The organism is Stenotrophomonas sp. 24(2023) (genome assembly GCF_030913365.1).
GTDB lineage: Bacteria > Pseudomonadota > Gammaproteobacteria > Xanthomonadales > Xanthomonadaceae > Stenotrophomonas.
The window spans coordinates 4,246,557-4,272,378 of sequence record NZ_CP133160.1 but is presented as its reverse complement, the minus strand read 5'-3'; the positions used below and the strand labels follow the sequence as shown (position 1 = coordinate 4,272,378).

27 protein-coding genes are annotated in these 25,822 nt (G+C 70.1%); 12 read left to right on the top strand and 15 right to left on the bottom strand.

Going from position 1 to position 25,822, the window contains the following annotated elements:
* Window positions 1–27: 27 nt before the first annotated feature.
* Window positions 28–519 (bottom strand): MerC family mercury resistance protein, encoded by a 492-nt coding sequence (locus Q9R17_RS19480; RefSeq protein WP_308156227.1) that lies wholly within the window; start codon window positions 517–519, stop codon window positions 28–30.
* A gap of 33 nt (window positions 520–552) precedes the next feature.
* On the opposite strand from Q9R17_RS19480, the gene Q9R17_RS19475 reads away from it, so the two are divergent.
* The 9 genes from Q9R17_RS19475 to acpA all read left to right on the top strand — a co-directional run bounded on the left by Q9R17_RS19475 (window position 553) and on the right by acpA (window position 9,099).
* On the top strand, window positions 553–1,086 hold the full coding sequence (locus Q9R17_RS19475; protein WP_308156226.1) for a DUF2796 domain-containing protein: 534 nt from the start codon (window positions 553–555) through the stop codon (window positions 1,084–1,086).
* Between the two features lie 10 nt (window positions 1,087–1,096).
* Complete coding sequence (locus Q9R17_RS19470) at window positions 1,097–1,792, top strand: ATP-binding cassette domain-containing protein (RefSeq protein WP_308156225.1); 696 nt, start codon at window positions 1,097–1,099, stop codon at window positions 1,790–1,792.
* On the top strand, window positions 1,785–3,038 hold the full coding sequence (locus tag Q9R17_RS19465; protein WP_308156224.1) for an ABC transporter permease: 1,254 nt from the start codon (window positions 1,785–1,787) through the stop codon (window positions 3,036–3,038). Before Q9R17_RS19470 ends, Q9R17_RS19465 begins: the two co-directional genes overlap by 8 nt.
* A gap of 83 nt (window positions 3,039–3,121) precedes the next feature.
* A complete protein-coding gene (locus Q9R17_RS19460; RefSeq protein WP_308156223.1) occupies window positions 3,122–3,610 on the top strand; it encodes a DUF3299 domain-containing protein in 489 nt (162 codons plus the stop codon).
* Window positions 3,600–4,232: a DUF3299 domain-containing protein gene (locus Q9R17_RS19455; protein ID WP_308156222.1), complete on the top strand. Its 633-nt coding sequence runs from the start codon at window positions 3,600–3,602 to the stop codon at window positions 4,230–4,232. The genes Q9R17_RS19460 and Q9R17_RS19455 overlap by 11 nt, the downstream gene beginning before the upstream one ends.
* Before the next feature lie 5 nt (window positions 4,233–4,237).
* On the top strand, window positions 4,238–4,993 hold the full coding sequence (locus Q9R17_RS19450) for a hypothetical protein (protein WP_308158386.1): 756 nt from the start codon (window positions 4,238–4,240) through the stop codon (window positions 4,991–4,993).
* A gap of 126 nt (window positions 4,994–5,119) precedes the next feature.
* Entirely contained in the window at window positions 5,120–6,649 is a 1,530-nt protein-coding gene (locus Q9R17_RS19445; RefSeq protein ID WP_308156221.1) for an MFS transporter, read from the top strand.
* Between the two features lie 16 nt (window positions 6,650–6,665).
* Complete coding sequence (locus Q9R17_RS19440) at window positions 6,666–7,211, top strand: TetR/AcrR family transcriptional regulator (protein ID WP_308156220.1); 546 nt, start codon at window positions 6,666–6,668, stop codon at window positions 7,209–7,211.
* 88 nt (window positions 7,212–7,299) lie between these two features.
* Window positions 7,300–9,099, top strand: coding sequence for an acid phosphatase (acpA, locus tag Q9R17_RS19435; RefSeq protein WP_308156219.1), 1,800 nt, complete (start codon window positions 7,300–7,302; stop codon window positions 9,097–9,099).
* 16 nt (window positions 9,100–9,115) lie between these two features.
* Here acpA and Q9R17_RS19430 read toward each other — a convergent pair whose 3' ends face one another.
* The 13 genes from Q9R17_RS19430 to Q9R17_RS19370 form a co-directional block, all read right to left on the bottom strand.
* Entirely contained in the window at window positions 9,116–10,033 is a 918-nt protein-coding gene (locus Q9R17_RS19430; RefSeq protein WP_308156218.1) for a hypothetical protein, read from the bottom strand.
* Window positions 10,030–10,695, bottom strand: a complete 666-nt coding sequence (locus Q9R17_RS19425) for a response regulator transcription factor (RefSeq protein ID WP_308156217.1) — start codon at window positions 10,693–10,695, stop codon at window positions 10,030–10,032. The genes Q9R17_RS19430 and Q9R17_RS19425 overlap by 4 nt, the downstream gene beginning before the upstream one ends.
* 208 nt (window positions 10,696–10,903) lie before the next feature.
* Window positions 10,904–12,403, bottom strand: coding sequence for a S8 family serine peptidase (locus Q9R17_RS19420; RefSeq protein ID WP_308156216.1), 1,500 nt, complete (start codon window positions 12,401–12,403; stop codon window positions 10,904–10,906).
* Between the two features lie 245 nt (window positions 12,404–12,648).
* Window positions 12,649–13,323, bottom strand: coding sequence for an oxidoreductase (locus tag Q9R17_RS19415; RefSeq protein WP_308156215.1), 675 nt, complete (start codon window positions 13,321–13,323; stop codon window positions 12,649–12,651).
* Window positions 13,324–13,339: 16 nt separating this feature from the next.
* A complete protein-coding gene (locus Q9R17_RS19410) occupies window positions 13,340–13,900 on the bottom strand; it encodes a lipocalin family protein (RefSeq protein WP_308156214.1) in 561 nt (186 codons plus the stop codon).
* Between the two features lie 10 nt (window positions 13,901–13,910).
* Window positions 13,911–14,981: a class I SAM-dependent methyltransferase gene (locus Q9R17_RS19405; protein ID WP_308156213.1), complete on the bottom strand. Its 1,071-nt coding sequence runs from the start codon at window positions 14,979–14,981 to the stop codon at window positions 13,911–13,913.
* Entirely contained in the window at window positions 14,978–15,772 is a 795-nt protein-coding gene (locus tag Q9R17_RS19400) for a DUF1295 domain-containing protein (protein WP_308156212.1), read from the bottom strand. Before Q9R17_RS19400 ends, Q9R17_RS19405 begins: the two co-directional genes overlap by 4 nt.
* Window positions 15,769–16,314 carry a DUF2878 domain-containing protein gene (locus Q9R17_RS19395; protein WP_308156211.1) on the bottom strand — a complete coding sequence of 182 codons (546 nt, stop codon included), beginning with the start codon at window positions 16,312–16,314 and terminating at the stop codon, window positions 15,769–15,771. Before Q9R17_RS19395 ends, Q9R17_RS19400 begins: the two co-directional genes overlap by 4 nt.
* Before the next feature lies 1 nt (window position 16,315).
* Window positions 16,316–17,575: a cyclopropane-fatty-acyl-phospholipid synthase family protein gene (locus Q9R17_RS19390; RefSeq protein WP_308156210.1), complete on the bottom strand. Its 1,260-nt coding sequence runs from the start codon at window positions 17,573–17,575 to the stop codon at window positions 16,316–16,318.
* The gene (locus tag Q9R17_RS19385) at window positions 17,572–18,339 is read right to left on the bottom strand and encodes a DUF1365 domain-containing protein (protein ID WP_308156209.1); all 768 of its coding nucleotides are present in this window, start codon (window positions 18,337–18,339) and stop codon (window positions 17,572–17,574) included. The genes Q9R17_RS19390 and Q9R17_RS19385 overlap by 4 nt, the downstream gene beginning before the upstream one ends.
* Complete coding sequence (locus Q9R17_RS19380; protein WP_308156208.1) at window positions 18,336–19,613, bottom strand: FAD-dependent oxidoreductase; 1,278 nt, start codon at window positions 19,611–19,613, stop codon at window positions 18,336–18,338. The genes Q9R17_RS19385 and Q9R17_RS19380 overlap by 4 nt, the downstream gene beginning before the upstream one ends.
* A gap of 1 nt (window position 19,614) precedes the next feature.
* The gene (locus Q9R17_RS19375) at window positions 19,615–20,574 is read right to left on the bottom strand and encodes an acyl-CoA desaturase (protein ID WP_308156207.1); all 960 of its coding nucleotides are present in this window, start codon (window positions 20,572–20,574) and stop codon (window positions 19,615–19,617) included.
* A gap of 110 nt (window positions 20,575–20,684) precedes the next feature.
* The gene (locus Q9R17_RS19370; RefSeq protein WP_308156206.1) at window positions 20,685–21,455 is read right to left on the bottom strand and encodes a hypothetical protein; all 771 of its coding nucleotides are present in this window, start codon (window positions 21,453–21,455) and stop codon (window positions 20,685–20,687) included.
* A gap of 144 nt (window positions 21,456–21,599) precedes the next feature.
* Between Q9R17_RS19370 and Q9R17_RS19365 the strand changes: the two genes are divergently transcribed.
* The 3 genes from Q9R17_RS19365 (at window position 21,600) to Q9R17_RS19355 (ending at window position 23,529) form a co-directional block, all read left to right on the top strand.
* A complete protein-coding gene (locus Q9R17_RS19365; protein WP_308156205.1) occupies window positions 21,600–22,223 on the top strand; it encodes a sigma-70 family RNA polymerase sigma factor in 624 nt (207 codons plus the stop codon).
* The gene (locus tag Q9R17_RS19360) at window positions 22,220–22,897 is read left to right on the top strand and encodes a ChrR family anti-sigma-E factor (RefSeq protein WP_308156204.1); all 678 of its coding nucleotides are present in this window, start codon (window positions 22,220–22,222) and stop codon (window positions 22,895–22,897) included. Before Q9R17_RS19365 ends, Q9R17_RS19360 begins: the two co-directional genes overlap by 4 nt.
* A 179-nt stretch (window positions 22,898–23,076) precedes the next feature.
* Window positions 23,077–23,529, top strand: a complete 453-nt coding sequence (locus Q9R17_RS19355; RefSeq protein WP_308156203.1) for a PA2169 family four-helix-bundle protein — start codon at window positions 23,077–23,079, stop codon at window positions 23,527–23,529.
* A 72-nt stretch (window positions 23,530–23,601) separates the two neighbouring features.
* Here Q9R17_RS19355 and Q9R17_RS19350 read toward each other — a convergent pair whose 3' ends face one another.
* On the bottom strand, window positions 23,602–25,785 hold the full coding sequence (locus Q9R17_RS19350) for a hypothetical protein (protein WP_308156202.1): 2,184 nt from the start codon (window positions 25,783–25,785) through the stop codon (window positions 23,602–23,604).
* Window positions 25,786–25,822 lie beyond the last annotated feature (37 nt).

Genomic DNA, 25,822 nt, shown 5'->3' with positions numbered 1-25,822 from the left:
GTGCGGTGCCGCTGGCCCCGGCACCGTCTACCGGTGCGGGACGTGCAGGGCGCGGCGGTTCAGCAGGTGCGCGGCGGCCAGCAGTACGCCCCCGCAGGCGGTGGCGATGCCATGCCACAGCAGGGATTCCTTCAGCGGCAGGTACAGCGATGCGGCCAGCAGCGGCAGCGCACCGGCCAGCGCCAGCAGCAGCGCGGCGCGGTGGCCGTGGCGGCGCCAGCCGGTGGCGGTGCTGCTGAGGGCCAGGCTGGACGCCATCAGTGCGAACAGCCATTCCCAGCGCGACATGACCAGCAGCGCGGTCATCAGGCCATGGGCCGGGTGCTGGAACGAACGCATCGCCATCATCGCTGCCGGCACGAAAGCCAGCAGCAGCGGCAGCGCCAGGCAATGCAGTGCGCAGGCCAGGGAGATCCAGGCGCCGGCCAGGTCCAGCCGGGGGTGCCAGCGCCAGTGGGGTGAACGGGAGGGGGAGGGCGAATGGCGGGCCCTTGCGGGCGGGGAAGGAATGTGGTCCATAATGTTACATAGTAACACTTCAGGGAATCCCCCATGAAACTGCTTGCCGCTTCAACACTGCTGCTGCTTGCGCCCTTGGCGCAGGCTGCCCCGATCGGCCAGATCGCACCGCACGTACATGGCCAGGCCACGGTCGATGTGGCCGTTGATGCGGGAACCGTTGAACTGGCGCTGCAGGCGCCGGGAATCGGCGTGCTCGATTTCGAGCGGCCACCGGCCAGCCCTGCCGAACAGGCGGCACTGGCGCGTGCGCAGAGCGTACTCAACAGTGGCACCTGGATTGCATTGCCGGCCGCAGCCCGCTGCACGCTGGCCGAAGCACGTGCCACCGCCACGGGGTTCGATGCGGCCGCACAGGCCGGTAGTGCCACCGGCCATGTCCATGCCGGTTTTTCAGCATCACTGCGTTACCGCTGCGCCGCACCGGCCGCGTTGCATGCGCTGGAGGTCCGGTTGCCGCTGCTGTTCCCCGGCCTGCACGAGGTGATCGTCAACCATGCCACCGCCAGCGGCCAGGGCCGCAGCGTGGTGACGGCCGGCATGCTGCATGTCAGCCTCGATTCCTGAGCCGCGCCGCATGACCTCTCCCCCCATCATTGCGCTGCACGCCGTGCAGTTTGGCTACGGCAGCGCCGCGCTGCTGGATATTCCGCGGTTGTCCATCGATGTCGGCCGCCGCGTCCTGCTGCAGGGGGCCAGCGGCAGTGGCAAGAGCACGCTGCTGGGCCTGCTGGCCGGCGTGCTGCAGCCGCAGCGTGGCACGGTCACCGTGGCCGGGCAGCCATTGCACGCGATGGGCGGCCCGGCGCGCGATCGTTTCCGCGCCGATCAGCTGGGCGTGATCTTCCAGCAGTTCAACCTGCTGCCGTTCCTGAGCGTGCGCGACAACATCGCCCTGGGCCTGCGCTTCTCGCGCCCCCGTGCCGAACGGGTTGCGCCGGTGCTGGATGAGGAGATCGTGCGGCTGCTCGACGGCCTGCAGCTTGACCCGGCGCTGATGCAGCGTCGGGCCGGCGCGTTGAGCGTGGGCCAGCAGCAGCGGGTGGCCGCGGCACGCGCCCTGATCGGCCGCCCGCAGCTGCTGCTGGCCGACGAGCCGACCTCGGCCCTGGACCGGCACGCGGCCACCGCGTTCCTGCAGGTGATGTTTGACCAGTGCCGTGCCAGTGGCACCACCGCGCTGGTGGTCAGCCACGATGACAGCCTGCAGGGCCAGTTCGACCAGGTGCTGCCACTGGGCAGCCTCAACCAGGCCGGGGGTGCCCATGCTTGAACTTGCCTGGGCCAGCCTGCGCAGCCGCGCGCTGAGCGTCGGCCTGACCGTGCTGGTCATCACCCTGAGCGTGATCCTGCTGCTGGGCGTGGAGCGCGTGCGCACGCAGGCGCATGAGGGCTTCGCCAGCACCGTATCGGGCACCGACCTGATCGTCGGCGCGCGCTCCGGACCGGTCAACCTGCTGTTGTACTCGGTGTTCCACATCGGCGACCCCACCAACAATGTCTCCTGGCAGTCCTACCAGGCGCTGGCGGCGCAGCCGGAGGTGAAGTGGGCGGTCCCCCTGTCGCTGGGCGATTCCTACCAGGGCTACCGGGTGATCGGCACCAGCGCGGGCTACTTCGCGCACTACCGCTTCGGCGCCGGCCATGCGCTGGCGTTCGAGCAGGGCGACGCATTTGCCGATCTGTACGACGCGGTGGTGGGCGCCGAAGTCGCGCAGCAGCTCAAGCTGAAGCTGGGCGACGAGATCGTGCTGGCCCATGGCACCGGCGTGGTGACCCTGGCGCGGCATGCCGACAAGCCCTTTCGCATCCGCGGCATCCTGCAGCGCACGGGCACACCGGTGGATGCGTCGGTACTGGTGTCATTGCAGGCGATCGAGGCGATCCACGTAGACTGGCGCTCCGGCGTGCAGCTGCGCAGCCAGCATGTCAGCGCCGAGCAGGCGCGCACGCTCGACCTGACCCCGACCAGCATCACGGCGTTCATGCTGGGCCTGAACTCGCGCATCGCCACGTTCTCGGTGCAGCGCCGCATCAATGACTATCCCGACGAGGCGCTGCTCGCGATCCTGCCCGGCGTGACCCTGCAGCAGCTGTGGCAGTCGCTGGGCACGGCCGAGCGCGCCCTGCAGCTGATCAGCGGCATGGTGGTGCTGCTGGGCATGGTCTCGCTGGTGGCGCTGCTGGTGTCCACGCTGCAGGAACGCCGTCGCGAGATGGCCATCCTGCGGGCCACCGGCGCGCGCCCTGGCTACATCGCCGGCCTGCTGGTGGTCGAGGCGGTGGCCACCAGTGCCGTGGCCTGCGCGCTGGCACTGGCGGTACTGGTGGTGGCCAGCGCCGTCGGGCGCAGCTGGGCACTGGCGAACTTCGGCCTGTCGATCACCCACATCTGGCCGGACCTGCGCGAGCTGGCCTGGGTGGGCGGCGTGCTGCTGGTCAGCGCGGTGGCCGGCCTGGTGCCGGCACTGCTGGCCTACCGCCGCACCTTGGCCGATGGCCTGTTGCCGGGGGCATGAGCATGCGGCTGCGAAGGATGTGCCTGGCCGGACTGCTGGGCTGTGCGTTGCTGGCGGGGTGCAAGCGGCCGACCGACACGGGCATGAGGGCGTTGCCGCCGACACCGGTGGTCGACCGCGCCGCGTCGCCGCCTGTCGATGCCCCCGAGCGCGAACTGGACTGGCTGGAGATGATGCCCAAGGATGAGCTGGCCGCACTGGAGCGTGGCGACGGACCGGAGGTGGAGCACACCGGCAACCGCCGCATGCCGCAGTTCGGCACGTTCCGCACCGTGGATGCCGTGCTCGGCCGCGCCGTACGCCTGCCGGGCTATGTGGTGCCGCTGGCCAACGCGCAGGATGGGCGGCTGACCGAGTTCCTGTTCGTGCCGTACTACGGCGCCTGCATCCATGTGCCGCCCCCGCCACCGAACCAGATCGTGCATGTGCGGCTGGCGCAGCCGATCACGATGCCGGACATGTACTCGCCGTTCTTCCTGGCCGGTACGCTCGGCGCCGAGCGCACGGACGATGCCCTGGCCGGTTCGGCCTACACGATGCACGATGCGCAGCTGAGGCCCTATGAACCGTAACGCGATGATCGCCGGTGCGTTGTGCGTGCTGGCCGTGAGCGCCTGCGGCCGGCCTGCGGTGCCGGTGCCGGTCGCCACGTCGGCGGGAGCGGTGGCCGGGCAGGCCGCCCCGGTCGGTGCCGGCCCGATCAATGACTGGGCCACGCTGCGCCCGGACGATGATGAGGCGTTCCAGCGGCCACCGCCGCAGATCGGCCTGTCCCGCAACGGCATGGACGGGGTGGGCGGGCTGATCGATGACACCGGCTCGGGCACGGTGCCCGGGCAGGAGATCGACCATTCCAGCCCGGACCGCGCCAAGCAGTTCGGTTCGTCTGCCGTCGTCGGTGCCGCCGATGGCCGCCGCGTGGACCTGGACGGCTACGTGGTGCCGTTGGGCACCAACGATGCCGGGCTGGTCGATGAACTGCTGTTCGTGCCGTTCTACGGGGCGTGCATCCACGTGCCGCCACCGCCGCCGAACCAGATCATCCACGTGACCCTGGCCGCGCCGATCGCACTGGGTGCGCTGTGGGACCCGTACCATCTGGCCGGACGCCTGCAGGTCAAGCGTTTCGATGCGGACATCGCCAGCGCGTCCTACGATGCCGCCGCTGCAGTGCTGACCCCGGTCGGCGGCTGATGCGCGTGCACAGCCGATGGCGGTGGGCGGCCGGCGTGCTGGGCGTTGTTGTCGTTGCCGTGGTCGCCGGGTGGATGCGCAGCGGCAACAGCGGGCACGCGCCGGTACGCACCACGGTGGCGGCAGCACCGGACGCAGCCACGGTCGCGCGCATCGAACGCCTGCTGGCCGACGACACCGCGTTCCGTGACGACCTGGTGTTCCTGATCGCGGCCACCCTGCGCGACCGCTGCCAGCCCGTACAGGCGGGCCTGCTGGCGCGCATGGCCAACCGTGCGTCGCTGCCGGTGCTGGCGGCGGTCAACACCGTCACCACCCGTGAGCCCGCACTGGACCGGCCGCTGTACCGCTATATCCAACACCTGGCCGACAGCACCGGCTGCGGCCAGCCGCTGCGGCTGGCGATGGCGGGCGGGGCGGTCCTGGAGGTGGACGTGGAACAGTACGCGGCGATGTTCCCGGACAGTTACTTCGATCCCCGGCACAGCCACCTGCCGCGCGATTTCGACGGGCGTCCGCTGGCCGAGCGCGTGGCCAATGCTTGCAATTCGGTGGTGTATTCGGTGCTGCCGCTGGGCGGCAACGACTGGCGCTGCAGTTCGCTGCGTGCCCATGCCCGGCAGCGCGTACGTGGCCTGTGCGAGGACGAGCTGCAGCGCCAGCACGGCAGCACCGCCGGCGAACTGGACGCGGCCGTGGGGCAGGGCATGGCGCCAGCGGTGGTGCAGGCAATCGCCGCCTTGCCTGCCGAGTGCCGTTGAGCGCTGCAGGAACAGCCCGGGTGGCCTGCCATGGCCTGAACGGTGATTGTGGTTGGCCTCATAACTATACAGTACATCCTGTATAGTTATGACCCATCCTGAGACCGGCACGACCCGGAGACCCGCATGGCTGTTTCTTCTTTCCCCACCGGCCCGCAGCTGTCGCGCGCGCGGCGCTGGACACTGCTGTTCACCGTGGCGGCCGGCCTGCTGCTGGTCACCCTGGACAACTCGGTGCTGTACACCGCGCTGCCCACGCTGACCCGCGAACTGCATGCCAGTGCCAGCCAGGCGCTGTGGATCATCAACGCCTATCCGCTGGTGATGGCCGGCCTGCTGCTGGGCGCGGGCACGCTGGGCGACCGCATCGGCCACCGTCGCATGTTCCTGTGCGGTCTGGTGCTGTTCGGCATCGCCTCGCTGGCGGCGGCGTTCTCGGCAACGGCGGCGCAGCTGATCGGCGCGCGCGCGTTCCTGGCCGTGGGGGCCGCTGCGATGATGCCGGCGACGCTGGCGCTGATCGGCCTGACCTTCCATGAAGCCCGCGAGCGCAACATCGCCATCGCGATCTGGGGCTCGGTGGCGATCGTCGGCGCCGCGCTGGGGCCGATCATCGGTGGCTGGCTGCTGGCGCACTTCTGGTGGGGCTCGGTGTTCCTGGTCAACGTGCCGGTGGTGGTGGCCGCCTTCATCGCCACCTGGATGCTGGCGCCGCAGGGCCAGCGCGATGACCGCCGGCCATGGGATCTGGTTTCGTCGCTGCTGGCGCTGGTCGCGCTGTCCGGCCTGGTACTGGCCATCAAATCGCTGGTCGCCACGCCGCCGGCGTACGGCACCGGCGCGGTGGCGCTGCTGCTGGCGCTGGCCGGTGGCGCGGCGTTCCTGCGCTGCCAGCAGCGCCTGCCGCATCCGCTGCTGGATGTGGCGATCTTCCGCAACCCGGCGTTCCTGTCCGGCACGCTGTCGGCGGTATTCACCCTGTTTGCGATGGCGGGCCTGCAGCTGGTCACCACCCAGCGCTTCCAGCTGGTGGCGGGCTTCACCCCGCTGCAGGCCGGCCTGCTGGTGTCGGTGGCGGCGCTGGGCAGCCTGCCCAGTGCGCTGCTGGGCGGCAGCATCCTGCACCGGGTGGGCCTGCGCCCGCTGATCAGCGGGGGCCTGGGGCTGGGCGCGGTGGGCGTGGCGATGGTCGGGCTCGGCTTCGCTGACAGCCTGGGCTGGGTCGTGGCCGGCATGGCGCTGACCGGGCTGGGCATGGGCGCGGCCATCTCGGTGGCCTCCACCGCCATCCTCAACAACGTGCCGCCGCACCGCGCCGGCATGGCCTCGTCGGTGGAAGAAGTGTCCTACGAATTCGGTGGCCTGCTGGCGGTCGCGTTGCTGGGCAGCCTGAGTGCCGCGCTGTACGCCGCCTTCCTGCCAGCGACCGCGGATATCCCGGCGGTGGCGCGCGAAGGGTTCACGCAGGCGGCGCTGGCCGCGCAGGACGGGGGCGCGGGCACCTGGTTCGGCCATGCCGCAGCGGCCTACGACCGCGCGTACCAGATCGTGCTGCTGGCCATTGCCGCGGTGCTGGCTGCCGGTGCCACGCTGATCGGCCAGCTGCTGCGGGGCCCGGTGGGCGGCCGCGAAGGCGCGGCGGTGCGCGCGCATTGATGCGATCATGGGCGCGATGAGAACCAGCAAGCGCACCCGCATCCTCGACGCCGCCATCGCCGTGATCAACCGCGAGGGCGTGCATGCCGTCACCTTCGAATCGGTGGCGGCCGAATCCGGCCTGACCCGCGGCGGCCTGCTGTACCACTTCCCTTCGCGCCAGGCCCTGCTGCGCGGCATCGACGAACACCTGGTGCAGCAGTGGGAAGCGTCGATGGAGCAGCTGCTGGGCAAGGCCGCCGGCGATGCCACCGCGCACGAGCGCTACCAGGCGTTCGTGCGCGTGTCGGCGCACAGCGCGACCCGTGCCGAGCTGGTGTTCATGCTGGAATCGGCCGATCCGGACCGTGATGCCGCACCGTGGGCCGGGGCGATGCAGCGCTGGGCGCCTGCGGCACCGTCGGCCACCGACAGCGATGCCGCCGTGCTGGATGATTTCGTGGCACGCCTGGCCGCCGATGGATTGTGGATCTACGAAGCGATGTACCACGGCAAGCTGGATGATGCGGTGCGGGCGCGGCTGGTCGAGCGCATCGCGGCCCTGCTGTCGCCCACCGGCTGAACCGGTGCTTTCGCGTTCCGTACGCTGACACGGAACTGCAACACGACGGGCCTAGCGTCACCCGCTCCGCCTGCGTAGTCCCCGATCCATGCCTTCCCCCGGCGCACCGCACGACCCGTCCGTCGCTTCCACCGACGACGCTGCTTCCCCGACCGCCAGCGGCACCCCCCTCAACAACCCCGGCCGCCGTCGCCTGCTCGGCGGTGCGCTGGCGGCCGCTGCCTCCGGCGTGGTGCTGCAGGCGTGCCAGCCGGGTGCGCCGCCTGCGGCGGCCGGTGGGGCGGCCGCCGCCGCGCCGCCGCCCGCACTGACGCCGCAGGCAGTGGATGCGCTGCTGCGCGAGAAGGTCATGACCGTGGTGGTGATCTACGGCGAGAACCGCAGCTTCAACAACCTGTTCGCCGATTTCCCCGGCCTGCAGAGCCCGCTGTCGGCGCTGAAGCCCGAGCAGGGCCTCCAGCGCGACCGCAACGGTGACGTGCTGCCGCACCTGCCGCCGGTACCGGGTGGCTGGCTGCAGGCCGCACAGAGCCACCAGGGCGTTGACTACCCGTCCGGGCAGCAGTACCAGACCACGCTGCCCAACGGGCCGTTCGCGCTGAAGGGCCCCGGTGGCGAGCACCTGCCGCTGTCGCTGATCACCCGCGACCTGTGGCATGTGTTCTACCAGAACCAGATGCAGATCAATGGCGGCCGCAATGATGGCTTCGCTGCCTGGGGCGACTCCGGCGCACTGACCATGGGCCACTACGCCAATGCCAGCTATGGCATGCGGCTGTGGGATGTGGCCCGCGAATTCGTGCTGTGCGACAACTTCTTCCAGGGCGCCTTCGGCGGCTCGTTCCTCAACCACCAGTACCTGGTGTGCGCCACGCCGCCACGCTATCCCGATGCCGACCAGAGCATCGCCAAGGGCCTGATCGCACAGACCGAGAACGGCCAGCCCGGTGATACCCGGCTCAAGCCGCTCGTGGGCACGCCGGCCAGTGCGCTGGATGGCATTCCGGTGTTCGGCCCGAGCGCCTTGACCCCCACCGAGACGCTGGCCGACGGCAGCCGCCTGAGCTACGCGGTGAACACGATGGCACCGCCGTATGCGCCGACCACGCCGACGCTGAAGCTCGATGCCGCTACCCAGACCATCGATTTCAGCAACCCGGTCAACGCGCAGGCGGTGCCGCCGCAGCACCATGCCCATATCGGCGACCGCCTGGACGCGCGCGGCGTGGAGTGGGCGTGGTATGCCGGTGCCTACCAGCAGACGCTGGACCAGCATGGCCGCAACCTGGCCAACGGCGTGGTGGTGATGCCCAACTTCCAGTACCACCACCAGCCGTTCAACTACTTCGCCAACCTGGCACCGGGCAGTGCGGCGCGCGGCAAGCGCCTGCGCGATGGCGGCCTGGGCGATGACGAAGTGGGCAACCGCTTCCTGGCCGATGCGCGCGCCGGCACGCTGCCGGCGGTGACCTTCTACAAGCCGCAGGGCAACCTCAACATGCATGCCGGCTATGCCGACGTGGCCTCGGGCGAGCAGCACATCGCGCATGCGCTGTCGGTGCTGCGGCAGAGCCCGCAGTGGGAGCACATGGTGGTCATCGTCACCGTGGATGAGAACGGCGGATGGTGGGACCACGTGGCACCGCCGCAGGGCGACCGCTGGGGCCCGGGCACGCGCATTCCCGCGCTGGTGGTGTCACCGCATGCCAAGCGCGGCCATGTCGACCACACCGTGTACGACACCGGTTCGGTGCTGCGCCTGATCAGCCGCGTGTTCGACCTGCCGCTGCTCGATGGCCTGCGCGAACGCGATGCGGCGATGGTGGCCCGTGGCCAGGCGCCGATGGGCGATCTGACGGATGCGCTGGAGCTGGCTGCACCGCGCTGAGCCGTGCCCGGAACGGCTACAACGGTGTGAACGGGCCCAGCCGCAACTGGCGGCGCGGACGCGTCGTGATCACCAGGCGCAGGCCCTGTGCCTGCGCCAAGGGCGCGATCCACGGGGGCAGCGGGTGCCCAGCCCCCTCGATGGCCAGCCAGAGGCCATCGGCGTGCGTTGACAGCATGCAGCTGAGCCCTTTCTCGGCGGGGGTGCAGGCGGCCAGCACCGCGCGCAGCAGCGCGGCATCGGCGATCACCCAGGCCGATGCGTCGGGCTGGATCGGTGCCTGGGGCCCGAGCGTTCGCCGCAGCAGGGCGTGCAGGTCCAAGGGGTCGCACAGGGGCTCCATTCCGCCCGCCGCCCGGCCGGGGCGCGGCAGCCCCCGGCCCGGCCCCGGGCGCAGGCCGATCAACGCGTGGGCACTGGCCAGCAGCGCGACCAGCAGCAGCACCACAGAGGAGGCCAGCAGCACCCATGGCAGGGGCAGGGCGGCGGTCGGCCCGCTCCGTTCGCCGATCAGCACGGCGGTGCCCAGCCCGGTACCGGGCAGCTGGACGGGTACGGCCACGGCGCGTCCCTGCCGGCCATCGGGCAGCTGCAGGTTGAAGTAGTGCGGGGTGGTCAGCGTGGCATGGGACGGGGGCAGGGCGTTGTCGGCCAACCGGCCGTGGTGCAGCAGCAGCGTTCCGTCGTCGGCGTACATCCCGAAGAAGGCCAGCCCGTCCTCCAGCAGGGAGGCATTGCCGCTGTCCATCACCGGTGCCAGTGCACCGGCAAGCGTCCGTGCATGGGCGAGCAGCGCCTGGTCCAGCTGCGCCTGCCGGTCACGCTGGCCGGTGCCTTCCAGCATCAGCAGCACGGCACCGGTTCCACTGCCCAGGGCAAGCAGCACGCCCAGCAGCAGGCGGCGGTGCACCGGCGCGGCGGCAGCGCTGCTCACGGCAGCAGATAGCCGAAGCCGCGGCGGGTTTCGATCAGGCCCTGTGCACCGGCCCGTTCCAGCTTGGTGCGCAGGGTGCTCATGATGACTTCCACGACCCGGTCCGACACATCGCTCTGGGTGTCGTACAGGCGCTCGAAGATCATCGGCCGCGACATCAGCCGGCCGCGGTTGCGCATCAACAGTTCCAGCAGGGCATGTTCCTTCGGGGTCAGCTTCAGGGCCTGCTTCCGCCAGCAGGCCGTGCCATCCTGCAGGTCCAGTTCAAGGCCCTTGCAGTGCAGCACGCTCTGGCGGGTGTGGGTGGTGCGGCGGAACAGGGCGCGTACGCGCGACACCAGTTCCTGTGCATAGAAGGGCATGGCCAGGTAGTCGTCGGCGCCCGCATCGAGCACCTGCACGCGTTCGCCGGCGTCTTCCTGGGCGGACAGCGCCAGCACCGGGGCATCACCGCCCTGTGCGCGGTAGTGCCGCAGCACCTGCACCCCATCAAGCAGGGGCAGCATCAGGTCCAGCACGACCGCGTCATAGCCAAATGTCTGCAGGAACCCCAGCGCGCTTTCCGCATCCGGTGCCGCATCGCAGACGTGGCCCTCTGATTCGAAATCGTGCTTGAGCGTGCGCGACAGCAGGTCGGAATCTTCGATCAGCAACAAGCGCATCGTTACGGTGGAATCATGGACGATGCCACCGATCATAACGGGGAATGAACGGCCGCTGGGCATGGCCCGGCGCCCGGCCCGGCCACGTGGATGGCCGGCAGCCGCGTGGGCGCCGGGTGAACGGGGGGCGCCAGGCCATGCCCGGCGGCGGTTCGCTGCGCTGCAAAAAAACATGGCGGGCCCCGCAGGTGCCCGCCATGCCGTGGCGTCAGTTGCTGGCTGCCTGCACGGCGGCCGCCGCATCGACGATGCCCGGGCCGCAGCCGCCGGGGCAGTTGGCCGCGGCGATCGGCCGTGCGGTGCGGCGCAGGATGTCCTTCACCTGCGCGGTGGTCTTGGGCACCGGCGCCACCGACTGCATCAGCGCCACGATGCCGGCGATATGCGGTGCGGCCATCGAGGTACCACTCTCGAAGTCGTAAGCATTGTTGCCCACCGTGGACAGCACGCCCTGTGCAGGGTGCTGGCGGATCGGCGCGCAGTTGGCCTGCGAGGGGGCCGTGTTCAGCGGCAGGAATTCGCCGGCGCTGGCACGGCAGCTCCAGGTTTCACCGCCCGGCGCGGTGATGTCGATGCGCGCGCCATAGTTGGAATAGAAGGCGCGGCGCCCGCCCTGGTCGTTGGCGGCCACGGCAATGACATTGTTGCAGTTGGCCGGTGCGGCATTGGCCACGTTGGTGTTGTCATTGCCGGCGGCGACCACCACGATCGTGCCGCGCGCCACGATGCGGTTGATCGCATCCTGTTCGGCCGGTGAACAGGCCCGCAGCCCGCCCAGGCTCAGGTTGAGCACCTCGGCAGGGTTCGCGTTGGCCGTGGTGCCCGGCACGGCGATGCCGGCCCCCCACAGCATGCCGTCGATGATGTCGGCCGAGCCGCCGAAGCCCTGGTTGCCGAGCACGCGCACCGGCACGACGCGGGCGTTGTAGGCCACGCCTGCCACGCCGACGTTGTTGTTGCCCACCGCGGCCACGGTGCCGGCCACATGGGTGCCATGGGCCACGCCGGAGGCATCGAAGGCATTGTTGTCGCGGCCATCGCCATCATCGGAACCGCCGCAGCCGGCGGTGGCGCCCGCCTGCGCGCACTGTGCCGCGGTGTAGGGCGCGGTGGAGGAGATCATGTCGTAGCCCGGCAGCAGGTTGGGCTGCAGGTCGGCGTTGTTCAGGTAACCACTGTCAACCACCGCCACCACCACGCCCTGGCCGGTGGAACGGTCCCAGGCGCCCGGCAGGCGCGCGCCGCTGGTGGGGTTGCTGTAGTGCCACTGCTCGGCATAGCGCGGATCGTTCGGGGTGGCCGACGCACGCATCATGTAGTTGGGCTGCACGTATTCCACGTCCGGATCCTCGGCGATGCGCTGCATCAGCGCTTCGGCGTCCAGGCGGTCCAGCGCCTTGTCGGTCTTCACCAGGTCGGCCCCGACGCCGAGACGGCGGTGCTGGGTCACGGCCACGGCGGGAGCGCCGCCGAGCGAGCGCTTGCTGCGCTGCGGGCTGGCGATGCGGTCTTCCAGCTGCGCCTGCGCGGCATCGGCCGATGCGCGCTTGGTGGTGCCGTCGCGGTATTTGACGATGAAGCTGCTGTACTGCTCGGTGTTGGTCATGCCCTGGGTCCAGACGCGCGGTGCGTTCTGGGCCAGGGCGGGGGTGCTGGCCAGGGCCAGGGTGATGGCAGCAGCCAGTGAAGCGCGGAGCGTGGAGTGCATGGAAAGTTTCCCGTTGTTGGTCTTGTGGTGTCCTTGCGGCGCGCAGCGCGCGGCGCCAAGGGCAGGGAACTGCCAGAGCGTGATGGGTGGTGAAGGGAGGGACACATCCTCGTGTGCGGCGATACGCAGGCAAACGGGAGATCCATCTGATCTCCCCCGGTGCGGACATCAGATTTTTCTGAAGTGATTAATCAATGTGGCGGACTGTGCGTTCGTCCACGTTTTGTGACGCATCCTGTCGCCGGTCAACGCGCCCAGTGATGGATGTCGGCGCATTCCACCCGTGCCGGTGCATTGGCGCTGCGCGCCAGGGCCAGCATGGCGCGGCCGATCGCTTCGTTGCTGACCACCAGTGCTGGGAACAGCGTTTCGGCCACCGCCATCAGTGGCCGCGACACGGCGTAGAAGGGCTTGAGCAGGGCATGGGCGGTGCCGGTGCCGGCCACCGGCCGTACACCCCCCGGGCGCAGCACCACGGTGCGGATCGGCAGTGCCGCCAGCGCCTGTTCGATCTCGCCCTTTATGCGCAGGGGCATCACCGGGCTGCGGGGATTGGCCTGGGCGCCGGATACATACAGGAAGCGGCCGTGTGGATTGGCCGCGGCGAAGGCCTGCGCCACGACCAGGGTCAGTTCGACGGTGACATGGCGATAGGCGCGTTCCGGGGTGCCGATCGGCGGCGCGCCCGCGCAGTACAGGCACGCGTCGAAGCCGCGCAGGTCATCGATGTGGTGCCCGGCCTGGGAAAAATCCGGCAGCACGATCTCCTCGACACCGGGCAGGCCGGTGGCACCGCGGCGGCGCACCAGCGACACCAGGCGGCCTGCCGGCGTGGCCTGCCGGCAGGCGCGCAGCACGCCCTGGCCGACCAGGCCACTGGCACCGGCAACCACTACACGCAGTGCATCGGGGGATTCCATGGCGGCAGTATGGCAGTCACGGTGTTGATGGCGTGTGGCTGCTGCTGCGCAGCGACTGCGGCACCGGGCGCAGTTTCGCCACGTCATAGCCCATCGCCGCGATGCGTTGCACGGCCTGCTGGTAGTCGGCGGCGTCCACCTGGGGGCTGCGGGCCATGTACCAGACATAGTCGCGCTTGCTGCGCGCCACGATGGTCTGGGTATAGCCTTCGTCCAGCCAGGCGATCACGTACTCGGCCTGGATGGGCCAGATGAACTGCATCCCCCACACCGCACCGTTGCCGTGCTTTTCCACGCGGCCCACCGGGTGCAGGGTCTTCAGTGGCGCGTGGAAGCTGCCCTGCCGGTAGGTGAAGGTGGTCTGGATGCGCCCGTCCGGGCGCAGCCGGTAGCTTTCCAGTGCATCGAAGGCATCACGTTCGGGATAGGAGGGAATGTGGGCGATCACATACCAGTCGCCCATGAAGCGTGGTACCTCCACGGCTGCCGCACGCGGCAATGGGCGGGTGTCCTGGCTGCTGCAGCCGGCACCGGCCAGGGCAACACCGAGCAGCGAAAGCAGGGGCAGCGGGCGCATGGAACCTCCTTCAGCGGGGGCGGAACAGGTAATGGGCCACCAGCCACTGCTGGCCACCGTCGTAGCCGAACAGTTCGGCACAGGCCATCCAGAACATGCGCCAGCGGTGCCACCACACCGGCGCACCGTCACCGTAGGCCTGCTGCAGCACCGGCATCAGCGTGGCGCGGTGCGCATCCTGGTTGGCCAGCCAATGGTTGGCGGTGCGCTGGTAGTGCGTGCCATCGAGCAGCCAGCGCTGCTGCAGCTGCAGGTCCTGCTGGAAGTGCAGCAGCGTGTCGGCGGCCGGCATCAGGCCACCGGTGAAGAAATGCCGGCCCATCCAGTTGTCTTCGCCAGCGGTCTCGAACGGGTACATCAGCGTACGGTGGGCGAAGATGTGTACGAACAGCGCGCCGTCACACCGCAGCCAACGGGCGATGTTGCCCAGCAGGCGGTCGTAGTTGCGCATGTGCTCGAACATTTCCACCGACACGCAGCGGTCGAAGCGGCCCGACGGCAGCGCCAGCTGGTTCACGTCGCAGGTCATCACCTGCACGTTGTCCAGCCCACGGGCCTGGCACTGCGCCAGGATGTAGGCACGCTGGCTGTGCGAGTTGGATACCGCGGTGATGCGCGCCCCCGGGTAGCGCTCGGCCATCCACAGCGTCAGCGAACCCCAGCCACAGCCCAGTTCCAGGATCTCCTGCCCGTCGGCCAGCCCGGCGCGCTGGCCATACAGCGCCAGCATGGCGTCCTCGGCCTGGTCCAGGGTTTCCGTGCCGGTGCGGTAATAGCAGCTGCTGTACTTCAGGCGCCTGCCCAGGCAGGCCTGGAAGAACGCGGCCGGGACTTCATAGTGCTGCCGGTTGGCGGCATCGGTGTGCAGCGCCAGCGGACTGCCGGCCAGTTCGGCGATGCGCCGTGCGAACTGCTCGGCCTGTGCCTGCTGGCCGCCCGCCCGCTCTTCCTGCAGGCGCTGCGCGCACAGCCGGCGGATCCCCCAGCGCAGCGCGGCATCGGGCACCCAGCCGCGTTCGGCCCAGCCGGCCAGTCCGGTTTCGCGGTCAGCGGGGGCGGGAATCGAGGACGTGGCAGTCATGGGTGGCGTTCCTGCGGTGGCGAAGGGGGACGGGGAAACCAGGGGAAGAACATCGGCGTATCGCGCTGGTAGGCGCGGTAATCCTCGCCACGGCTGCGCAGGGCCTGCTTTTCGGTGAACGGCACGCCGCTCAGGTAGCGCAGGAACACGTACATCACCACCGGCCCGGCCCACGCCAGCCACCACAGGGGGGAGCCGACCGCCAGCAGGACGTAGGTGAACCAGTGCAGCCACTCGAAGAAGTAGTTGGGGTGGCGGGAATAGCGCCAGAATCCTTCGCGGCACGTGCGGCCGGCATTGGCCGGGGTGGCGCGGAAGCGGGCGAGCTGTCGGTCCGCCAGTGCTTCGCCGCCCACGCTCGACAGCCACACCAGCACGGCCAGGGCCACCCATGCACCGCCATCGGCGCGCGGGTTGGCCGCCACGGCGGTGAACGGCAGGGCAAACAACAGCACCAGCAGCGCCTGCGCCATGAAGAAGGCGAAGATCTTTCCCTGATGACCCTGCCAGTGATCGCGCAGGTAGCGATAGCGCCCGTCCTCGGGTTCGTGGCGGACCCGGTGCCACAGATGCAGGGCCAGCCGGCTGCCCCACAGGCCGCCCAGCACCGCCAGCGCCAGGCGCGGCAGCAGCGCGCCGTCGCCCAGCCAGGCCAGCAGCAGCGCGGCGGCGGCCACGCCCTTGGCCCACAGCACGTCGACGATGCCGATGTTGCGCTGCCGACGCTGCCACGCCCAGCCCCAGACCATCACCAGCAGCGCATACAGCAGGACCCAGAGCAGCGCGTTCATGGCTGCACCTGCTGTGCGGGCGGTTGCGGGGCGCTGGCGCGTGCGCGCCGTGCCGCGTGGCTGAGCAGGGGCAGGGCGATGGCCCAGCCGGTGCCGAGCAGCAGCAGGCCCTGCCACGCCGGCGGCTGGAACTGCACCGCGCCGAACCCGCGTGCCGCCGACAGGTAGGCCAGTGGCGCCAGCAGGCCGACGCCTGCCGCCAGCAGCCAGTGCCGCTGCAGGAACGCCATCGAGACATTCAAGGTCATCGCGAAGGCGGCCCACAGCGCCAGGATCCACGGAGGGGGTGCCCATCCCCAGGGGGCGGCGGCATAGCGCAGCACGCCGCTGGCGGCGGCCGTGCCATCGACCAGCCAGGCGCACGCCAGCGCCAGCAGCAGGACGCCCAGCTCTGCCCGCGGCTGTGCGGCCGTGGCCAGCTGGCTGCCGACGTAGAGCGTGGCGGCCAGCAGTGCCGGCCATTGCCAGCCGCGGCCGGCACCGGCCACCGCGCACAGCCAGACCAGCTGGTTGCCGAGCAGGTTGGGCAGGGTGCGGCGCATGTCAGCCCGCTCCTCCGGCATTGCCGTCCGGGCGATGGCCGGGGCGGGCCAGCAGCAGGTGTGACACCCCGATCGAGCGCTCCAGGAAGCCGCCTTCGCAGTACGCCAGGTAGAACTCCCACAGGCGGATGAAGGCCGCGTCGAAACCCTGCGCACGCACGGCCGGCAACTGCGCCATGAAGCGCTGCCGCCACGCGCGCAGGGTCAGTGCGTAGGAATGGCCGAAATCGTGCTGGGCGATCAGCTGCAGATCGCTGGCGCGCGTCTTGCTGGCCATGATCGCCGCCAGCGAGGGAATGAAGCTGCCGGGAAACACGAAGCGCTTGATGTAGTCCACGCTGCGCCGGGCCTGTGCGTAGCGGTGGTCCTCGATGGTGATCGCCTGCAGCAGGGCGGTGCCGTGCGGCAGCAGCAGGCGCTGCAGCGTGCCCATGTAGGTATCCAGGTACTCGGCACCGATGGCTTCGATCATCTCGATCGACACCAGCTTGTCGAACTGGCCCTGCAGGTCGCGGTAGTCGTGCATCAGCACCGTCACCCGGTCCTGCAGGCCCGCGTCCCGCACGCGCTGCACGGCCAGCGCATGTTGTTCGGCGGAAATGGTGGTGGTGGTCACGTGGCAGCCGTAATGGCGCGCCGCATGCACGGCGAAGCCCCCCCAGCCGGTGCCGATCTCGACCACGCGATCGCCCGGCTGCAGCTGCAGCTGCTGGCAGATGCTGTCCAGCTTGCGCCGCGAGGCCACCTCCAGTGGTTCATCGGGCTGGCTGAACAGGGCCGAGGAATACATCAGGTCCGGCGACAGGAACAGGGCGAAGAAGTCGTTGCCCAGGTCGTAATGGGCGGCGATGTTGCGGCGGCTGCCGGCACGGCTGTTGCGGCGCAGGCGGTTCCAGCCGCGCAGCAGCCAGCCGCCGATGCGGGCCGGGCCGTGTTCCATGCCATCGAGCAGGTCGCGGTTGCGCACCAGCAGCCGCACCAGGGCCACCAGGTCATCACAGCGCCAGTCACCCTGGATGTAGCTTTCACCGGCGCCGACGCTGCCTTGTGCCGCCACTTTGCGGTAGAACGCGGGGTCCTCGATGGTGACGCTCGCCTGCAGGGCCGCGCCGGCCTGGCCGAGCTGCACCTCGCCCATCGCATCGCGCACGCGCAGGCCGCCTTCGCGCAAGGGCGCCAGCTGTTCCAGCAGGCGGCGGCGCAGGAAGGCATCGAGTGCGCCCGGGCGCGGCAGCACGACCGAAGGAGTGAGGTTGCTCATCGCGGTTTCTCGGCAAGGGAAGGGTGGTCGTGCACGGGGGTGCGTTTGAGCCACAGGCGCAGCGCCTGCCAGTGGATCGCGCCGACCACCTGCAGCGTCATCAGCGGGTAGCAGGCCAGCACCCGGGCCAGGCCGCGGCCATCGAGCGGGCGCCGCTGCAGTGCCTGGGTGGCGTCGAACTGGCGTACGCCATCGCGCCAGACCTGCATGTGCACATAAAGATCATCACCTGGCGGGGTGAAGCGCCAGTCATAGCGGCAATCCATCGGCAGGAACGGCGAGACGTGGAACACCTTGTCGAACTGCCAGCGCAGCGCACGCCCCTGCGGCTGCGCGGTGTCCACCGGCAGTACGTAGGCGTGGCGTTCCTTCCACGGCGTGTTGGTGATGTCGGCCACGATGCAGTCCAGCGCCTGTCCATCGGGCTGGTAGCAGTAGTAGAAGCTGACCGGATTGAAGACATGGCCGCCATAGCGCAGATGGGTCAGCAGCCGCACCGGCCCGGCCGGGCGGCGGCCGAGCGCACGGGCGGCGTGGTCGCGCACGGCCTCGGCAAGGGGCTGCCGGGCATCGCCGAGGTAATCGCTGCGGCGGAACTCGGCCACGTTGCGGCGGTTGACCGACCACAGCCAGCGCCCGGCAAACACGCTGTCCAGCTCGTCCAGGTCCAGCAGCAGCTGCGCCACCCGGTAGCCGAAGGCATGCGCGTGCGGCAGATGGCGCCGGTGCTCGACGTGGCCGGTATAGAGGGCGCTGGCGCTCATGCGGTCACCGCCTCGTGCAGCGGGAGGCCATCGCCCTGCGCCTGGGCCTGCAGAGCATCGACCACGCGGCGTGCACTGCGGATGCCGTCTTCGTGGAAGCCCCAGCCCCAGTAAGCGCCGGCAAACCAGGTGTGGCGGCGGCCCTGGATGTCGTGCCAGCGTTGCTGGGCGCGTACCGCGGCGTGATCGTGCACGGGATGGGCATAGCGCAGGCGGCGCAGCACGCAGGCCGGATCAATCGCCTCGCTGCGGTTGAGGGTGACCACCAGCGGTGTGCGGGTGGGCAGGCCCTGCAGCAGGTTCATGCAGTAGCTGACCGTACAGGGTGCGGCGGGATCGCGGGGCACATGGGCGTTCCAGGCCGCCCATGCCTTGCGGTTGCGCGGCAGCAGCCGCGCATCGGTGTGCAGCACCGCCTCGTTGGGCTGGTAGCGGATCGCGCCGAGTACCGCGCGCTCGCGGGCGTCGGCATCGTGCAGCAGGTCCAGCGCCTGGTCGCTGTGGCAGGCCAGGATCACCTGGTCGTAGCCTTCGGTGCCGGCGGCACTGTGCACCAGCGCGCCCCACGGCAGCCGCTCCACGGCATGCACCGGGCACTCCAGGCGCTCGTGCACGCGCCAGCGGGCCCGCAGCGCATCGACATAGCGCGCCGATCCTCCCTGCACCACGCGCCACGGTGCGCGCCCGGCCACCTGCAGCATCTGGTGGTTGGCCATGAACTGCACCAGGTAGCGTGCCGGGAAGGCCATCACCTGGGCCGTCGGCGAAGACCACAGCGCCGATGCCATCGGCAGCAGGTGTTCCTGCACGAAGGCGTCGCCATAGCGTCCGGCCTGCAGGTAGTCGCCCAGCGTCGGGCCATCACCGCCGGCCAGCAGCGCCGGCGCATCGCGATAGAACCGGCGCAGATCCGCCAGCATGCCCCAGAAGCGCGGGGAGGCCAGGTTGCGGCGCTGGCAGAACAGGCCGTCCAGCGAGGTGGCGTTGTATTCCAGGCCACTGCGCTCGCTGTGCACCGAGAAACTCATCGTGGTCGGCTGCGAGGCCACCCCCAGCTCCGCGAACAGCGCGGTCAGCAGCGGGTAGTGCAGCGGATTGAACACGATGAAGCCGGTATCCACCGCCAGTGCCTGCCCGTCCACCTGCACGGCATGGGTATGGGTATGCCCGCCCAGGTAGTCATTGGCTTCGTACAGGGTGACCTCGTGTTCGCCGTCCAGCCACCATGCGCTGGCCAGACCGGCAATGCCCGAACCGATGACGGCGATGCGCATGTCAGCGCTCCGCCTTGGCCAGCACCCACGCCGGGATCGGCTTGAGTCCATGCACCACGCGCAGCGCCGCCAGCACCCGCAGGCCATACCAGGTCAGGTCGATTTCCCACCAGCGGAAACCCTGGCGCGCCGTGCCGGGGAAGAAGTGGTGGTTGTTGTGCCAGCCCTCGCCGAAGGTCAGCAGGGCCAGCCAGAGGTTGTTGCGGCTGTCATCGCGGGTTTCGTAACGGCGACTGCCGAAGCGATGGGCCAGCGAATTGATGGTGACCGTGGCATGGAACAGCACCACGGTCGAGATGAAGAAGCCCCAGACCAGCAGCTGCGCGCCACTGGTGTGCAGGCCCGGCGCGGTCCGTTCAAGCACCGCCCCCAAGCCGTACAGGCCCGCGGCCAGCACCACCGGCACCACGGTATCGAAGCGGTCCAGCCAGCGCAGTTCCGGGAAGCGCGCCAGGTCCGGAATGCGTGAGAAATCGGTGGCGAAGGCCTCGCGGGTGAGGAACCAGCCCATGTGGCTGCGCCAGAACCCCTGTTCGCGCGGCGAGTGCGGGTCCTGCGGCTGGTCGGCATGGCGGTGGTGATGGCGGTGGTGTGCGGCCCACCACAGCGGCCCGCGCTGCACGCTGGCGGCGCCGATGACGGCGAAGATGAACTGCACCGGCCGCGAGGCCTGGAAGGTGCGGTGCGAGAAATAGCGGTGGTAGAACGCGGTGATGGCGAACATGCGTACCGCATAGAGGGCCACGGCCACGATCACCGCCGTCCAGGACACGCCGACCCAGATCACGCCCAGGCAGGCCAGGTGCAGCAGCGCGAACGGCACCGCCCGCAGCCAGTCGATGCGCGCTGCACCGGCACCTTCCGGTGGGGCGGGCTGCACGGCGGCCTGCGTATCGAACCAGCGCCGCACGGTGGGCAGCAGGCCGGAGCGTCGGTCGGTGCGTGGCGCGGCTGAAGGCATGTCGGGGCTCGGAAAAGAGGGCGCTCACCCATGTCTACGCGCGGTACGCACGATTGGATGCAGCGACCTGCACAATGCGGGCGACGCCGGCCACACGGCGTGAAGCGTATTCACGGCAGCGTGCAGCGGCTGACCAGGGGTTGCTGCAGTTCCTGCTGCCATTGGGCGCTGTCGCGCTCACCGGCGTTGCGTGCAAAGCGCACGATCACCGGCGGGTAGCGGCCCTGCGCATCGCGCAGGTTGCTGGTGCCACGGAATTCCAGCAGGCGGCGGTCGGCATCGGCATAGACCAGGGACAGCGTCGGCGCCACGGCACCGAACCAGGTGTCCAGCCGCACGCGGATGGCCTGTGCGGGCAGTCCGTTCCACGTCACCGCGCCGGTGTGCTGTACCCGGACCGGGTAGAAGCGCTGCCGGCCAGGCACCAGGAACGGCAACGTAACGGCCGTGCCCTGCATCAGCGTGGACCAGTGCTGGCGCACGGCCGCATCGAACCCGGTGTCGATCACCGCATCCGCCGGCAGTGCCAGCGTTGCGGTGCGCGGCGGGGCATCGGCCTGTTCACGCCAGTCCACCGTGACCTGGCCAGCCCCGGCGACCACCCTGGCGTGCTGGCCGCTGCGCGCATCGCGCAGTTCGTAGCCCCGGGCCTGCACCTGCGCGGTCGCCGGCAGCACCTTGCGGGCGAACGGGCGGCCATCCGGGCACTGGTAGATCACCCAGCGTTGGCTGCCATCGGCTTCGCCGCGCTGCCAGTGGACTTCCCGGTAGAGCGGCGTGCCGTCGGCGGTGGTGGCCACGCCTTCTCCCCGCAGCAGCGGGCTGGCCGGGCAGGCCAGGGGCAGCAACAGCAGCAGGCAGCAGAACCGTGGGGCCGGCATGGCAGGTTCCTGTGGGGGCATGACCTGCCTACGCGGGCAGGCACGGAATGGATGCAGTACCGCGGCGTACGGCCTGCCTGCATCCAAACCCGTGCGTGCTGCGTACACAGGGCAGGCCATTTCACCCGGTTCACCGCGCTGCCGATGTACCCTCCCTACGGCAAAACTCCCCTTTCCCTCGACACGGTCCGCCTTGTGTCCAGTTCCCCGCAGCCGAGCAGTACGCCGGGCAACTGGTCCGGCGACATGGAGGCCGTGGCGCGGCGGCGCGACCGTGACGGCTTCATGCGCATCTACGACCACTTCATGCCACGGCTGTGCGTGTACCTGCACGGCATGGGGGCGCCGGAGGCGGTGGCCGAGGAACTGGCGCAGGAAAGCCTGCTGCGGCTGTGGCTGCGCGCGGCCGAGTTCGACCCGGCACAGAGCGCATTGAGCACCTGGCTGTACCGCATCGCGCGCAACCTGCATATCGACCGGGTGCGCCGCGAGCGCAGCTGGCTGCAGGTGCAGGAGGCCGTGCAGGCGGCGGCCGCGGACGATCCCGGCGAGCGCACCAGCGCCGAACAGTTCGCCGACCAGGCACGGCTGCGCCAGCGCATCAACGAGCTGCCCGCCGTGCAGGCGCGGCTGGTGCGGATGTCCTATTTCGAGGCGCGCAGCCATGCCGAGATCGCCCAGGCGCTGGACATGCCGCTGGGTACGGTGAAATCGCACCTGCGCCGTGCCTTCCTGCAGCTGCAGGGCAAAGTAGGGGGGGGCGCATGAATCCGCACCATCACCTGCACGAATCCACGCTGATGAGCTACGCGGCCGGCGCTCTGCCGGCATCATTGGGCGTGGTCGCCGGTGCACACCTGGAACAGTGCCCGCTGTGCCGGCAGCGCCTGCGCGACGCCGAGGCCATCGGTGCCGCCCTGCTGGAACAGACCCAGCCCGACGCCGCCACGCCGGGCCGTGCAGGGCTGCGCGCGGCGATGCTGGCCCAGCTCGACGCGTTGCCCGGCGTGCCGGACAGCACACCGCCGGTGCCGCGGCAGCGCCCGCACCCCGGGCCGGCCGATCCGGACCACCTGCCGGTGTCGCTGCATCCGCATTTCGGCACGTCGCTCAAGGCACTGCGCTGGCGCTGGATGGCACCGGGCGTGCACTGCATCCGTGCACCGGCGATGCCCGAGCTGATCCTGCTGCGCATCGCCCCCGGCAAGTGCCTGCCGATGCACAGCCACGGCCGCAGCGAGCTGACCCAGATCCTGCGCGGCGCCTACAACGATGCACTGGGCCTGTTCGCACCCGGCGATGTCGCCGATCTGGATGCCGATGTGGAGCACCAGCCGGTGACCACGCCTGGCGTGCCCTGCATCTGTGTGTCCGCGCTGGACGCGCCGCTGGTCTTCAGCGGCTGGCTGGCGCGGAAGATCCAGCGCTTCGTGAAGCTGTAAGGCATGCCACCGCGCGGTGAAGGCCGCGCGGCAGGACGTGAAGGCGTTGCACTGCGGTTGCGGGAGATGAGGTGGCCATCAAACTCTGCTCACCGCGGCTGGACATGGCGGCGTCCAAGGTGGTGGCCAAGGCGGCGCACGGTATCGCCGCCTCTTACCCGCACAGGAGTCCTTTCACGATGAATACCCCGTCCACCATCGAACACCGCCTCAATGACCTGATCGAGATCGCCCGTGATGGCAAGGCGTTCTACGAGGAAGCCGCCACCAAGGTGAAGGATGCCGAACTGTCGGCCCTGTTCACCCGCATCGCCGGCGTGAAAGCCCGCATCGTCACCTCGCTGAGTGCGGCGGTGGCGGCCAGCGGTGGCACGCCGGCCGAGCATGGCACCCTGGTGGGGTCGATGCAGCAGTTCTACGGCAAGGTCCGCGCCGCCTTCGGCGATACCGGCTATGGCTACGTGGCCGAGCTGGAAGAGTCCGAAGACCGACTGCTGGGCGCGTTCAAGGAGGTGCTGAAGGAGAACGACCTGCCGCCGGCCGTACGCCAGGACGTCACGCAGTGGTTGCCGGAGGTGCAGGAGTGCCACAACGTGATGCGGGCCCGCAAGCACGCGATGAAGGCTGCCTGATCGCTGCGGCACGGTGAACAGGGGCCGGGATGCCAGCGCATCCCGGCCTTTTCCGTGCATGCCGCCAGGGCGTCAGTCGGTGGCCTGCGCGGGGGGCATCGGCGGCAGCAGGGCCGGTTGGGCGTCGTACCACTCGCGCGCACCGGCCAGGTGCCAGGTGCGCCCGCGGTCCTCCATGCGTACCGCCGCACCGAGCACGCCCCAGCGCAGGTACAGGTCGCCCTGTCGGCGGGCGTCATCCAGGTCCAGCCGGGCGCGTACCGACAACCGGTCGTTTTCGGCCTGCAGCGCATCCATCACCAGGTGTTCGCGGCGCCAGCGCAGGCGGGTGCTGGCCTGCACCTCGCCCGCGTCGAGCAGGCCCAGCGCCCAGCGCGGGTAGTCGCCCCGCGCGGCGAACAGCGCCATCAGCGGGGCGGCATCGCGCAGGCGCAGGTCGGCCAGGGCGTCCACCTGGAACGGCGCGGTCCCGTCGATATGGCCCTGGCGGATGCCCAGCTGGCCCCACCAGCGCCCGTCGCCGGCGTCGTCAAGCTGGATGTTGCGTAGGGCCACCGTGGTGCCGGCCAGATCGAACTGGCGGTGGCGGATGTCCGCCCGTTGCAGCCGGGCCTTCAGCTGTGCATCCCCCTGCAGGGCGATGCCGCCCACCTGCAGGCGGGCACCGCTGCCGCGCAGGTCGGCGCTGCCGCGCCCGATCTCACCGCCGGTATCCAGTTCCACCTGGCCGCTGACCGTGCCGCTGCCGCCCAGCAGGCGCACCTGGCCCTTGCCCAGGTAGCGGTTGTACGCGGCTAGGTCGGGCACGCGCGCATCGGTGAAATCCACCTTCGCCCGCACGCTGCGGTGCAGCTCCTGCAGCCGCCCGTCGCCCTGCAGCAGCACGGCCAGGTCGTGCCCGTCGAACAGCAGCGTGTCCGGCGCGTCGGCCGGCGCGGCCTTGAAGCGGGGCACGCTGACAGCCAGCCGCAGCTGGTTGGGTGTGCCTTCCTGCAGGCGGCCGCTGGCCTGCGCGGTGCCCTGCAGGCGGACGCCGGCCACGTCGGCCAGGGCCGCCACCGAGGGAATGTCCACGGTACTGCCCGGGGCCAGTTCACCGTCGCGCACGCGCAGATCGGCTTCCAGCAGGCCACCACCGTCCAGGCGGAACCAGGGCTTGCGCACGAACAGATCGGCGATCCAGTTGAGCGAGGTGAACTGCCAGCGTCCCCGGACGGTGCCGGACACGTGGGGCAGCAGCTGCGCGGGGTGCTGGAAGGGAATACGGCGCGTGGCCACGTGCAGGTCGGCCTGCAGCTCGCTGCCGGTCGTTGCATCACGCGGCAGGCGCGCCTGCACGCGGATGTCCCGTGCGGTGTCCAGCTGCAGCGCCAGCATGCCCCGGTCGGGGGCGCCATCACCGGCCTGCAGCGGCAACCGCCACTGCAGGTGGCTGCCCGGGCGCAGCGCGCCATGGTCCATGCCGAGGGTGGCACGCAGGTGGCCGGCGGTGGGCGTGCCACCCAGCGTCACGGCGGTGCCCTGGGTATCCACGCGCAGGCCCTGGCTGCGTGCGTCCAGCGCCAGCGTGGCGGAAAGCAGGCCCAGCTTGGCCAGGCCCGGTGCCTGGTCGCGGTAGTGGCGCGGGTAGTGGAAGCGCGCGTCCAGCTGCAGGTCACTGAGCAGCTGGATGCCGCCGTAGCTGGCATAGGCCCGCTTGAACTGCACGCGCGAATCGAACAGTTCCGACGGCCCCCCCTTGAGCTGCTTGAGGAAGCCGACCGTGCCGCGGCCCTGGCCATGCAGCAGCAGGGTGCCCAGCCGCAGCCGGTAGAGGGTTTCGGTATGGATCGCGTCAAAGCGCAGCGTCCAGCCCTGGTCGCTGCGCGGTGGTGGCGGAACCGCCTTGGCCACCCGGTCGATCTCGGCCGACACGCCCACCGCCTCGATGCGGGGGATGCGCACTTCGCGCCGCAGCAGCGGCCACAGGGCAATGCGCCCGCTGGCACGTTCGGCGCGCAGCACGTACACGGTGTGGTTGGCGTGGCCACGCATGCGCACGTTCCAGGCGGTGATGTGGCCCGGCCAGAGCGTGATCGCCGGACCGGTCTCCATCACGAACTTGTGTGGCTTGCGGTCCGTTACCGTGTCGAACAGCGGCGTGTTGAGGAAGACATTGCCGGCCAGCAGGTAGCAACCGTACAGGCCCAGCAGGAGCCGCAGCAGCTGTCGCGACGGGCGTGCAAGGGCGGGCAGGGACGGCAATCGCAGGGGCATGGGCCGGGGCGCAGCGGGGAGGGCCCGACTATGGCCG